Source organism: Synechococcus sp. R60.1 (assembly GCF_047461835.1).
Classification (GTDB): Bacteria; Cyanobacteriota; Cyanobacteriia; order Thermostichales; family Thermostichaceae; genus Thermostichus.
The window spans coordinates 1-11,063 of record NZ_JANSIA010000094.1 but is presented as its reverse complement, the minus strand read 5'-3'; the positions used below and the strand labels follow the sequence as shown (position 1 = coordinate 11,063).

The 11,063-nt window shown below is 58.0% G+C and carries 8 protein-coding genes and 2 pseudogenes; 4 read left to right on the top strand and 6 right to left on the bottom strand.

Going from position 1 to position 11,063, the window contains the following annotated elements:
* Positions 1 to 161 (top strand): annotated as a pseudogene (locus NW834_RS11835) (RNA-guided endonuclease TnpB family protein); the annotation flags it as partial.
* A gap of 64 nt (positions 162 to 225) precedes the next feature.
* Here NW834_RS11835 and NW834_RS11830 read toward each other — a convergent pair.
* Positions 226 to 1,200 (bottom strand): ABC transporter permease, encoded by a 975-nt coding sequence (locus NW834_RS11830; RefSeq protein ID WP_414342803.1) that lies wholly within the window; start codon positions 1,198 to 1,200, stop codon positions 226 to 228.
* Between the two features lie 80 nt (positions 1,201 to 1,280).
* A complete protein-coding gene (locus tag NW834_RS11825; RefSeq protein ID WP_041436392.1) occupies positions 1,281 to 1,556 on the bottom strand; it encodes a hypothetical protein in 276 nt (91 codons plus the stop codon).
* 246 nt (positions 1,557 to 1,802) lie between these two features.
* Between NW834_RS11825 and NW834_RS11820 the strand changes: the two genes are divergently transcribed.
* Complete coding sequence (locus NW834_RS11820) at positions 1,803 to 2,336, top strand: TM2 domain-containing protein (RefSeq protein ID WP_414419804.1); 534 nt, start codon at positions 1,803 to 1,805, stop codon at positions 2,334 to 2,336.
* 18 nt (positions 2,337 to 2,354) lie between these two features.
* On the opposite strand, the gene NW834_RS11815 is transcribed toward NW834_RS11820, so the two are convergent.
* From NW834_RS11815 to mfd, 3 genes are all read right to left on the bottom strand, one after another.
* Positions 2,355 to 3,137 (bottom strand): ABC transporter permease, encoded by a 783-nt coding sequence (locus NW834_RS11815; protein WP_414352152.1) that lies wholly within the window; start codon positions 3,135 to 3,137, stop codon positions 2,355 to 2,357.
* Positions 3,134 to 4,069, bottom strand: coding sequence for an ABC transporter ATP-binding protein (locus tag NW834_RS11810; RefSeq protein WP_414419805.1), 936 nt, complete (start codon positions 4,067 to 4,069; stop codon positions 3,134 to 3,136). The genes NW834_RS11815 and NW834_RS11810 overlap by 4 nt, the downstream gene beginning before the upstream one ends.
* A gap of 120 nt (positions 4,070 to 4,189) precedes the next feature.
* Positions 4,190 to 7,666, bottom strand: coding sequence for a transcription-repair coupling factor (mfd, locus tag NW834_RS11805; protein ID WP_414419806.1), 3,477 nt, complete (start codon positions 7,664 to 7,666; stop codon positions 4,190 to 4,192).
* A gap of 492 nt (positions 7,667 to 8,158) precedes the next feature.
* On the opposite strand from mfd, the gene NW834_RS11800 reads away from it, so the two are divergent.
* Positions 8,159 to 9,592, top strand: a complete 1,434-nt coding sequence (locus tag NW834_RS11800) for a cytochrome ubiquinol oxidase subunit I (protein WP_414419807.1) — start codon at positions 8,159 to 8,161, stop codon at positions 9,590 to 9,592.
* Between the two features lie 193 nt (positions 9,593 to 9,785).
* Positions 9,786 to 10,835 (top strand): cytochrome d ubiquinol oxidase subunit II, encoded by a 1,050-nt coding sequence (gene cydB, locus NW834_RS11795; RefSeq protein WP_414375450.1) that lies wholly within the window; start codon positions 9,786 to 9,788, stop codon positions 10,833 to 10,835.
* Positions 10,836 to 10,928: 93 nt separating this feature from the next.
* Here cydB and NW834_RS11790 read toward each other — a convergent pair.
* Positions 10,929 to 11,063, bottom strand: a pseudogene (locus NW834_RS11790) (RNA-guided endonuclease TnpB family protein); the annotation flags it as partial.

The window sequence follows — 11,063 nt, the reverse complement described above, 5'->3', positions numbered from 1 at the left end:
AAGGGGATGCGGATTTGAATGGTGCGAATGTGATTGCGCTCTTGGGGGCTGTCGTAAACCAGCCTAGAGGTTCGGGCCTGTTTTGTTCTCTGGTAGGGCAGAGCAGGCTCAGGGCTACTGAAAGCCTGCTCCGTACCGCTTTAGCGGTCGGAGTCGGGTAGTTTACATTCCCCTCTCCGATCCGGCTGATCAGCGACCCCCAAGCCGCAGTGCCGGAAGCAACCTCTAGCCCGGTTCAAACGGCTGCCCTAGAGCTGCCGGCGGCGTGGCCTTCACCGCCTGCTGAATCCAGCGCCGCAGCCGAGGTGGGATCCCGCGCAAGCCGTACTCCCACCATTCCCCAGAGGTGAGCACCAACACCAAAATCATCAACACAAAGGGAGCCACCGTAAAAACTTGGGTGGGCACGGCGCGGATGGTAGTCTGGGCAACCCCAGCGAAGGACTGCAAAATGCCGAACAGGTAGGCCCCCAGAGCTACCCGCAAGGGGTTCCAGCCACCGAAGATGACGATGGCCAAGGCAATCCAGCCATACCCTGCTGTATGTCGGTGGCTCCAGCCGGCCTTGAAATCCAGAGAAAAGGCAGCCCCCGCCAAGCCCAATAGGGATCCCCCCACAAGGGTGTAAACATAGCGCCAGAAAATGACATTGGTGCCGCGGGCAAAAGCCGCCGCCGGCTGTTCTCCCATAGCCCGCAACATCAGGCCAGGCTGAGTGCGATACAAAAAGAACCAAGTTCCCCCGATGAGCGCGTAGCTGGCGTACAGCAACAGATCCCCTCGGAACAGGAGCGGCCCCAGCAGCGGCACCTCTCTCAGGAAGGGGATGGGCAGGCTGGGCACCGTTGGCCCTGGGATCCGCACGAACGGATTGCCCAAAAAGGAAGACAAATCCGCCCCCAATAGGGTCAAGACGAAACCAATGGCAATTTGGGATCCCTTCAGGGTCAGCGAGCCAAAGGCCACGATCCCAGCAAACAGCGCTCCCACCGCGGCGGCAGCCAAAAAGCCCAATACCAAGCTTCCCGTCAGCTTGGCCACGGCGAACCCAACCATGGCCGCCAGCATGATCGTCCCCTCTGCGGAGAGGTTGATCACCCCTGCCCGCTCGGTAATGGTTTCCCCCACACAGGCGAAGACCACCGGTGTGGCGGTGGCAATGGCAGTGGAGAGAATAGCAACCAGTTGGGCAGCGGTCATTATGAGCCTGTCGAGAACTCGGGTTGGGTTAACGCATTTGCAGTTGCTGCGGGAATGCGCCTGTCGATCTGGTCATCGCCTTACCCCAACACCCAGAGCATGAAAGCCACCCCTAGGGTGACGGCACCAAACAGAGCATAGCTGATCCGGCGCAGCGGCCTCAGTTGTAGGGCATGCAGATCCTTAAGCCAGCCCAGCCCCAAGGATTCGACAAAGCGATCCAGCACCGCCTGCATAGGGTAGGCGTAAACCGATCCTTGCTCCTTAAAGTTCACCAGCACAACCAGCAGTGTAGCGTAGCCCCAGAGGAGGCCCCAGAGCACAGCGCTCAACCCGATTAAAATTGGCTCAAACATCGACTTTCCCTTGCCTTCTATAGGCATGTCCACTGCTTGCGTGAGCGGGAGACGGAGTTCTTTGAGCCTGGGGGACTTGGATCTCATTATTCCGGTTGTTTTCCCGTTGAGGCTGCCCTCCCTCAGACAAGAGCGTAGAAGGGATCCCAGCTTGCTTGCAGAGATCACGCCGGTTCTCTTCTGCCCGTCCAGGCCAGAAGATGACAAACTGGAAGTACCCGCTCGGAGTTATCTCGTCAAATCTCCATGAGTTCTCGCTACCTGCTGCCCCCCGCTGAACCCAAGTCTGTCGGTACTGCCTATATCCTCTGGGCGTTGGGCATCTTCGGGATCTGTGGCGTCCATCGCTTCTACCTGGGCAAGACTGGCACAGGCGTTCTCTGGCTGTTCACCTTTGGCCTGTTGGGCATTGGGCAGTTGATCGACCTGTTTTTGATCCCAGGCATGGTGGAGAACTACAACTTCAAGCTGGCCGTCCTGCAGGGATCCCGACCCTCCCCATCCCCAGCTTCCTCAAAAACCACCTCAGCACCTCCTCAGCCCCTCAAAGGTCAAGCTCTGATGCGGGAGATCCTGCGGCTAGCCCAACAGCGGCAAGGGATCCTCACCCTTTCGGAAATCGCTATCGACTTGCCTGCCGATTTTGATGAGATTGAAAAAGCGTTGCAAGAGCTGAGCCGGCGGAGCATGGCTTTCCCCGAAAACAACCCGGTCACTGGAGCGGTAGAATACCACTTCCCTCACCTGCTGCACCGCTCCCCCGACCAACGTTCGCTCTAGATGCCCTCCTGCAGACCTCTACTGGGATCCCAGGATCCCTTGACGTTTGGCTAGCCGCATTGCCCAGCGAAAGGCCAGCAGACCCAGGCCGAAGTAGAAAATGCCGCTGGCTAGAGCCATGGCCAAGCGCAGGGGATCCAGCCCTACCTCGCGCACCATTACGTCGCGTAACAGCCCAGCCCCCGCCGTCATGGGCAGACTTTGCCCTAGCCACCTCAGGGATCCCGGCCATTCTTCCGTGGGAGCAGCCAACAGAAAAAGCAAGCCGAATTGGCTGATAATTAAAAGCTGCTGAATTCGCTTCCAAATCAGAGCGGCGGATCCCAGCAAAAACGAGAAGCCGTAGGCCCCCAGCACCACGCTCACCAAAGGCAACACCAGAGCAGGGGGAAACCGCAACCGGCTGCCCGTCAGCAATAAGATGACGCCCAGAATGACGACGACAATGGAAAAGCGCAACACCAAGCTGGCACAAGCCCGTGCCAAGAAGAGAGTGGCTGCCGAAAATGGCGAGAGCAACACCTGCTCCAAGGTGCCTGTCTGGGCTTCCACCTGCAGGTTAAGGGCGATGTCGTTCACCACAAAAATGACCAGCGTCCAGAGCACATAGCCGATCACCACCGCATCCAACCGTTCGCCAAATTGGGAGGCAGGCCCTGCCACATATTGGGCGCCGGCAAAGAGGGCATAGAAGAAGAACGTGGTGATCAGGATCCCGCCCAGGGCCTCCGCCGGATAGCGAATGTACTGGATCCAGGCCCGCTTCAGTTCAGCCCAAAACAGGTGTATCACCGGCATCATCCTTGCCCCTCTCCCCTTTTCAACAACTCGAGGAAAATATGGGTGAGATCGGCTTCCTCTCGTTTGAGGCTGAGCAAGGGCAAAGGCTTCAAGATCTCCAGCACCTGATAGAGCATCTCTGGCGGGCCGCTGAACCGCACCCGATGGGATCCGAGAATCTCCACCCCTTGGCGGGCCAGTTGTTCAACCCTCCAGGGATCCAGCCCCTGTTCCAGCTCGATCCGGTAAGTACCGACGGCGCCGGCAAAGTGCCGGATCAACTCTCCCGTGGGGGCTTGGGCGATGATCACCCCTTGTCGAATAACGGCTACCTGATCCGAGAGCGCTTCCGCAATATCCAGTTGATGGGTGGTGAGCAAGATGGCTCGACCCGAAGCGGCAATTTGGCGGATCAGGGATTTCACCGCTTGCGCCGATTCCACATCCAACCCCAGGGTGGGCTCATCCAGCAGCAACAGGGCCGGTTGATGCAGGAGGGCGACGGCAATGGCCACCTTCTGCTGCATGCCCCGCGAAAGGGTTTGCACGGCCACATCTTGTTTCTCCTGCAGGCCAAAGGTCTCCAGCAGCTCTAACCCCCGTTGCCGAGCGGTTCTGGGGGATAGCCCCCGCAGCACACCGAAGTACTCCAGGTTCTGTAGGGGGGTCATCCGCCAGTAGAGGTTGCGATTGCCTTCCAGCACTGCCCCCACTTGGGCCAGGGCCCCCGGATCGGTATGGGGATCCCGTCCGAGAACGCACACTGTGCCCGCGTCGGGTTGGATCAGGCCGGCAATCATCTTAATGGTGGTGGTCTTGCCGGCCCCGTTGGGCCCCAAAAAAGCCAGGATCTCCCCTGCTGCCAGCGTCAGGGAGACATCCACCACCGCCCGCACCTCCTTGCTCCCCTGCCGGTAGGTTTTTTGGAGGTGGTGAGCTTCTAGAACTTTCATGACGCGAACCCGATGCAAACGCGAAGCCGATGCAAAAAGGAGTGCTGAAGAGAGGAGGGCCGGCCATTCCACTCTCTCACACCAGAGCATGGGCCCGCCTCGAGAGGGATCCGGCAAGATCTAGGGGGTCATTGGGATCCCAGCCTCCATCCGGCTCAGGGCCAAACTCATTTTGTCTAGCCACTGCAAAAGGCTCTCCAGTTGCTGCGCTGCCGGTACCATCCCCAGACCCCGCACCGTCACCTTGCCCGGTTGGTAAACAAAGCGAGGCTGCAGGTGAGTGGGCAGGGCCTCTTTCAGGCGATTCCAAGCGGGCTCCTCCATGGGGGTTTCCAAAAGGACATGCTCCTTGGCTGGCCTAATGCGGGAAAAGCCCAGGGCTCGGGCCAGCACCTTCAGCTCCATTACCCGCAGCAGCTCCTGAGTGGGCTTGGGCAGGGGGCCAAAGCGGTCTTGCCATTCCTGGGCAATTTGCAACAGCTCGACCCGAGAGCCGGCAGCAGCCAGGTGTCGATAAGCCTGCATCTTTTGATCTTCGTCGGGGATATAGCTTTGCGGGATCATGGCGGTTACATTGAGGTCAATTTGTGTGTCCTCCACCTGTGGGATCTCCTGGCCGCGAATTTCTCGAATGGCTTCTTGCAGCATTTCCAGGTAAAGATCGAAGCCCACCGCATTGACTTGCCCGGATTGTTCCGTTCCCAGCAGGTTGCCAATGCCACGAATTTCCATATCCCGCATTGCCAACTGATAGCCGGATCCCAGTTGGGTAAATTCCTGAATGGCCTGTAGGCGTTTGCGGGCCTCCTCGGTGAGGATCCCGTCTTCTCGGTAAAACAGCCAAGCATGGGCTTGGATCCCAGCCCGGCCCACCCGCCCCCGCAGCTGGTATAGCTGAGCCAATCCAAACTCCTGAGCATTTTCAATCAAAATGGTGTTGACGCGGGGAATATCCAAACCGGATTCGATAATCGTCGTGCAGACCAGGATATCGATTTCCCCATTGTTAAAAGCCAGCATCGTTGCCTCTAGCTCCCCTTCCGGCATCTGCCCGTGGGCAATGGCAATGCGAGCACCGGGCACCCACTCCCGCAATTTGGCACTGGTTTCTTCGATGCCTTCAATGCGGTTGACGACATAGAAGACTTGACCGCCGCGATCCAACTCTTGGCGGATAGCCGTACGGATGACTTCGGGGTTGTAGGGCGAAAGGTGAGTTTTAATGGGCCGACGGGAAGGCGGGGGAGTTTGGATCAGGCTCATTTCCCGCAGCCCCGACAAGGCCATATACAGGGTGCGCGGGATGGGGGTGGCGGTGAGCGTCAGCACATCCACCTGGGTTTTCAGCAGCTTAATCTTCTCTTTTTGGTTGACGCCAAAGCGCTGCTCTTCGTCAATCACCAAAAGGCCTAAATCCCGAAATTGCACATCCTTGCCCAAAAGCTGGTGGGTGCCCACCACAACATCCAGTTCGCCACTCTTGAGACGGGATAGGATTTCTTTTTTCTCCTCCGAGGTGCGGAAGCGGTTGAGCAAGCCCACTTGAATAGGATAGGGAGCAAAGCGCTCTTTGAGGGTGTGGTAGTGCTGCTGGGTGAGAATGGTGGTCGGCGCCAAAAGAGCCACTTGCTTGCCGGCGGTTACGGCCTTGAAAATGGCACGGATTGCCACCTCTGTTTTGCCAAAGCCCACGTCCCCACACAGCAGCCGATCCATAGGGCGTGGAGATTCCATATCCCGCTTGATCTCCTGGACAGCTCGGAGTTGATCCGGCGTCAGGGGATAGGGGAAAGAATCTTCCAGCTCCTGTTGCCAAGGAGAATCGGGCGGGAAGGCATAGCCCTCCTGTTCGGCGCGTTTGGCATAGAGCTGCAGCAGGTCAAAGGCCACTTTTCGCAGGCTCTTTTTCACCTTCTGTTTGGTCTTTTCCCAGGTGCTGCCGGACATCTTGTGCAGGGCAGGTGGTCCATCCCCGCTGGCGCGGTAGCGGGAAAGGGAGTTGACCTGGTCGGCAGCCACCCGCAACAGGCCATCGCTGTATTGAATAACCAGGTACTCGCGGGTTTCGCCCCCAATGGTGAGGCTTTCTAAGCGCAGAAACTGGCCAATGCCATGCGCCTTGTGAACGACAAAATCCCCTGGCTTGAGCAGGTTGGGATCCACCTGGCGAGAGCTGGCCTGGCGGCGCTTGCGCACATAAGTAGGGGTGGCCAGGCTGTGCTGGCCGAAAAACTCGCGGTCGGTGAGCACCACCCACCCCAAGGTGGGCAGGAGAACCCCCTCCAGCTCGGCCAGGCCGGAATACTTGAGGGCCACTGGGGTGTAGGACTGCAGCTGGCGCTCGATGGCCGGGAAGTCTTTGGGATTGGGCACGTACTGGGCGGGGCAGTCGTGTTCCTGCAGCAGAGCTACGGTGCGGGAGGGCTGGGCAGAGAGGATCCACACCTGCAACTGCTGCTTGCGGTACTCGCGCAGGGTTTTGGCCAGGGATCCAAACTGGTGGGGAGCAGTAGGCACAGGCCGGCTTTTTAGGTCAAGGGCAGCTTCGGCTTCGCCAGCAGGGGCAAAGGTGCGGGCCAACAGGCAGGGGAAGGGATCCCAGTCGGGAGCCTTGAGATCAAAGGGGCGGTGGAAAGGCACCAGAGCTGGCTCGCTGGCCCGGGCCAGCTGCCACTGCTCCTGGGCGTGGCTTAGCCACTGCCGGCTGTGGGCTTGGCACTGCTCCGGCTCGTCGATCAGGATCAAAGCCTCGGGATCCAGATAGCTCAGCAGGTTGGCTGGCGGATCGTAGAGCAGGCCGAGAAAACGGCGCAAGCCCTCCGGAGGAGTCGGCGACTGCTCCAACTGCTGCCGCAGGGTTGGGGAGAGCCAATCCGCCTTTTCCTGCAGCGCTGGCCAGAGGATGGGTCCGTAGCCAGTGGGGGTCAGCCAGACGTAGGGGATCCCATCTTGGGAGCGCTGGCTGACTGGGTCAAACTCCCGCAGCCGCTCCAGCTCGTTGCCAAACCACTCTAGGCGCACCGGCCACTCGCAGGCCACTGGGAAAACGTCGAGAATGTCGCCCCTTTGGCTCCACTGCCCCTCGCTTTCCACCAGACTCACCCGCTGGTAGCCCAGACGGGTCAACTGCTGCCCCAGTTGCTGGGGAAACATCTCCAAGCCGGGTTCCAGCTGGAGACAAAAGGCCCGCAACACCTCTGGGGGAGGGAGGTGGGGTTGGAGGGCCCGCTCTGTCGCCACAATGGCCATGCCCTTCTTCCCCTGGAGGCAATCGGCCAGCACCTGAAACTGGCCCCACACCAGCTCCGGTTCCAGGTCAAAAGGTTCGTAAGGGGAAGCCTCGGAGGTGGGGTAGAGCTGCACCGTCTCCCAGCCCATGCCCTCCAATTGCGCTGTCCAGCGGCCTGCTTCTTCCAGCGTGGCAGTGATCACCAGCAGGGATCTTCCCTCCTGCTGGGCCAAAGCCGAGGCGATCAACCCCTTGGCAATCCGCCCTGCCCCCTGCAGATCTGCCTGTCGCCGTGATCTCAACCGGGCGGCCAACTCTTGCATCAAGCCAGATTGGGCCAGAAAGCGCACCAGCGGGATAAACGACATCTTCCACCCCACACTGCAAACTGCGATCCCAACAAGCAGGGATCCCAATTCTGGCAGGCTCCGGGGACGATCAGCAGCCGTCTGCCGGCTCTGTAAACCGGAAGTCCTCCCTTGCTGGGAATCGCTCCTGGATCTATACAACAAGACAACAGTTTTGTTGTTTAAAGACGAAAAAAACCAAAATCCTATACTAGCGGCCTGCCAGGCTTTGGCCGCTAGGTTCGCAGTGCGCTCTTTGTCTTGTAGTCTAAATTACAAAAAAGAGTTCACACTTCCAGAATCCTAAAATTAACCTTTAGAGTCGGACGGCCTGTCAATTGTCTTAGCCAAGATTCGATGTTAGAAGGAACAAAAAGCAGAGCTTTCCCGGCCTCATCCAATGTCTGCTAGGGAGCAAGATGTTTTTCATGCAAGAGGTGTAGCTGCATCAACTGCAGAGGATGTTGTCGGAAAAAGCTGTATTGGCCAATTCATCTAAGCTTGGTACAAATCATGTTTCTAGATACCGTTGCCCTTTCTCGTCTACAGTTTGCCCTCACGGCCATTTTTCACATGTTGTGGCCGGTTTTAACAACGGGGATGGCCATTTATCTCGTTGTTGTTGAGGGACTTTGGCTGAAAACCCGCAACCTAGATTACTACCGTCACGCCCGTTTCTGGTCAAAACTCTATGTGTTGAACTTCGGTATTGGCGTGGCCTCAGGCTTGCCAATGGCCTTTCAGTTTGGCATGAACTGGGCGCCCTTCTCCGAAGCAGTGGGAGATTTTTTCGGCACCATCCTGGGGTTTGAAGGCACGATGGCTTTTATGCTGGAGGCCAGCTTTCTGGGGATCATGCTGTTCGGCTGGGATCGGGTGCCGCCAGTGATTCACTGGATCTCGACGATCCTGGTGGCTTTTGGCGCCAACCTCTCCACCTTTTGGATCCTGACGGCCAACTCTTGGCTGCAGACGCCGGCAGGTGGCGTGTTCGTCGATGGGAAATTTGTGGTGCGGGACTACCTGCAAGCTATTGTCAACCCCTTCATGGTCAACAGCTTTCTGCACATGTTTTTTGCCACCTTGGAAACCTCTTTGTTTGTTATCGGTGGCATCAGTGCCTGGTACATTCTCAAGCGGCGGCACAGCGAGTTCTTCTCCCGCTCCCTCAAAGTGGTCTTGGCAATGACCCTAGTGGTCGCCCCTTTGCAGGTGTTCGTCGGCCATCTGAGCGCGGAGCAAGTCTATCGCTATCAGCCGGCCAAGCTGGCGGCCATGGAGGCCCAGTGGGAGACGATCCCTGCCGGCGAGCGGGCAGACTGGAGCCTGTTGGCTGTGCCCAACGACCGCGAAGAGCGCAACGAGTGGGAGGTGAAGATCCCTGGCGCGCTGGGCTATCTGCTGGAGTTCAAACCCCGCTTGGATCGACCCATTCAAGGGCTCAAAAGCTGGGATCCCCAAAATCGTCCCCACATGGTCGGCCTGATCTACTACTCCTTCAGAACGATGGTGGCCATTGGTCTTTTTCTGGCCGGGCTTGTCGGAGTTACCCTTGTCCAATGGCTGAGGGGCAAGCTCTCAGTGGAGGCCCTTTCTCAGCAGAAATGGCTGATGAGAGCTTGGATCTTCGCAGCACCCCTGGGATACATCGCCGTTGAAACTGGTTGGATCGTCCGCTGTGTGGGTCGGCAGCCCTGGATTGTGTATGGACAACTGCGCACGGTGGAATCGGTTTCACCGCTGCCGGCAGGAGAAGTGTTGTTCTCCTTGATCGGCTTGACCATCTTGTACACCGTGTTTTTCGTGGCCGCCCTTTACTTTGGCAGCCGCATCATCCGCGAAGGGCCAAACCTGGAGTTGCCCGCCCCTGTCCCGGCAACGCAGCCGGTGATCGTGGTCGAGCCTGCCCGCCACGAACCGGATCGCCGTCCTGCAGAAGCTCGGTAGCAGCAGTTTGGTAGCCATCTAACTGGTGACTCCAAGTAGCAACAGGGCAACGTAGCAGGCCCATTCCCCACAGCAGTGAAACCCTTCGCTACGTCAACTCCCAACTTCCCTTCCCTAGAGGGAGAGGGACTGGGGATCGCCATCGGGAACTGTCTCGCACTGGTCAGAAATACTCAAAGCAGAGGGAACAGCGATGGAATCTTTTGAGCCTTTACAGCGGTTTCTGCCCCAGGTTTGGTTTTTTATCCTGGGCCTATTCCTATTTCTCTACGTTCTGCTGGACGGGTTTGATCTGGGAGTTGGTATCCTCTCCCTGACGGCCTCCAGCGAGACGCGGCGCAGCATTCTCATGACCAGCTTGGGCAATGTTTGGGATGCCAACGAGACGTGGCTGGTGTTGATGGGGGGATCCCTATTTGGATCTTTTCCTCTCGCCTACGCCACCATTCTCAATGCCCTCTACATACCCTTGGTGATCATGGTGGTGGGCCTGATCTTGCGGGCCGTTTCCTTCGAGTTTCGGGAAAACGCCGACAACAAGTTGGTGTGGAACCTGGCCTTTGGAGTGGGCAGCTTTTTGGCAGCCTTGGGCCAGGGATTTGCCTTGGGCAGCGTCTTCGAAGGGATCCAAGTGGACGAAGCCGGCCACTTTGCCGGCAGCCCCTGGGATTGGCTGACCTGGCGCACGCTGTTGGTGGCTCTTACTTTGATCCAGGGCTATGTGTTAATCGGCTCAGCCTACCTAATCGTTAAGACCACCGGCGAGCTTCAGGAAACCTACTACAAGACGGCAACCATCGCCACCTGGACAACTTTACTGGGGGCAGTGTTTATCACCATCAGCACTCCTATCATGTCCGAGCAGGCGCGTGCTCAGCTTTTCTCGCCCCCTCTTTTCTACATCTTTGCTGCCATCCCAGTTCTGGGACTTTTGTTGGTGGCGTTGTTGCTGCGCAGCCTGCGCCGGCGGGAAGAAAATAGCGTTTTGGTTTACACTTTTTTGATCTTTGCGCTTTCTTTTATCGGCTTGGGGTTCATGGTCTTCCCCAACATCATCCCCCCCAGCGTCACCATCTACGAAGCGGCGGCCTCCCCCAGCTCCCTGGTGTTTATGCTCACCTTTATTGGCTTTCTGATCCCGGTTATCTTGTCCTACAACATCTACAACTACGTGGTGTTCCGGGGCAAGATCGTGGTGCAGGAAGTGGCGGCGGAAGAGGCCAAAGTTCCAGAGGCAGTTTAAGCTGGCCTGAGGATGCAGCAATAACCCCGCCCGGTGATGGGCGGGGCAATTTTTTAGGTGCAATCGAACGTCTACAGAGAAAGGCTGATACATTTACGCTGAACACTGCTGAGCATTACTGCTCAACGGTGAAGCGATAGCATTCTGTCCGTTTCCGTTCGCGTTAGCGGGACGGAGTCCGAACAGAAAGGCGGTATCCCGCAAAGCTCTGAGCATAACACCCAGAGC